The 1,131-nt window shown below is 61.0% G+C and carries 1 protein-coding gene; it reads right to left on the bottom strand.

The window, feature by feature from the left end; translation table 11 throughout:
* Positions 1–14 precede the first annotated feature (14 nt).
* Positions 15–1,131: IS4 family transposase (locus ACYQ2W_RS26310; protein ID WP_459874053.1), on the bottom strand; the 1,117-nt coding region annotated here is incomplete at its 5' end.

Below are 1,131 nucleotides of genomic sequence, written 5' to 3'. Positions count from 1 at the left end.
CAATGGCATCAACTTTAGGCGCAACCCATTGATTTACCGTACGTACGCGCGGACGCGCGAACCGATGGCGCCCGTTCTCGCGGATAGGATCGATCCGGGCGCACCGGTTCCAGATTTTTCGCGACCAGTTGGAGAGTGAGACGAATCGTCGGCAAAGGGTCGGGCAGCGTCAGCATTTCGATCAAACGGCTCTGCACCTTACGGTACGCCTCGGCGAAATTAATCCGGTAGCGCAGGCGGCGGGCATCGACACGGCCGTCGACGACATCACCGGCGGCGAAGCGCACGATGCTGGCGATGGTGTGAGTGATCAGGCGGGCGTAGATCTCCTGAAACACCACCGCTTCATTCTTTCCGCGGAAGCGTTCGAGATCGGCAACGTGTTTCAGGCTCTTGAAGCCTTCTTCCACCGCCCAGCGCTGATGATAGAGATCCTTGAACAGATGCCAGGGGTATTGCGTGCGATCCATCAAGGAGGTCGCCAACACCTCGATCTCGCCGGACTTCAGGCGCACGCGAACCAAGCGTAGGGTGATCGGATCGGTGGGTACGTCGAGGAACGCGCAAACCTTCCTGGCCTCGGTGTTGGGGGTCAGCACGATGTTCCTCTCCCGGCGATTGGAGGCGATGAACGCCTTCACCCGCGCGTTGAACCCCTTGGGCATTCTCATGCAGACGGGAATGCCGCGGGCGAGGTGTAGGGCGAACAGCGGAAACGAAGGGAAGCCACGGTCATAGAGGACCAGATCTTGCGGCCCGAAGTGTTGCAGCAGGCGTTCGGCGAGAAACCGCTCTCCCATGGTGCTGGGCGCCAACTCACTGGCCACCGTGACCTGGGTCAGGGCGTCGTAGAACGACATCAGCAGCGCCATCGGGCGTTCGGTGTCGGTGCCGTTGGTTTGTGTGCCGAAGGCGTCGGCAAACACCTTCAGACGCGGCAACCGGATCTTTGAGCCATCGGCCGCGATCAGGCGAAAGCCCATCCAGCGAGGCGTTTGTGCATGGTCGTAGAAGGTGTCGACGATCTGCTGGTGAAGCGCGATCAGTGCCGAGTGCGGCAGCTTCCGGCACGCTTGGGAAACGGCCTGCTTGGACACCGAGTTCAACGTGGTACGCGCGATGTCGCCAAAC

The sequence above is a fragment of the Endothiovibrio diazotrophicus genome, from assembly GCF_054657215.1.
This window is presented reverse-complemented; position numbering and strand designations above follow the sequence as displayed.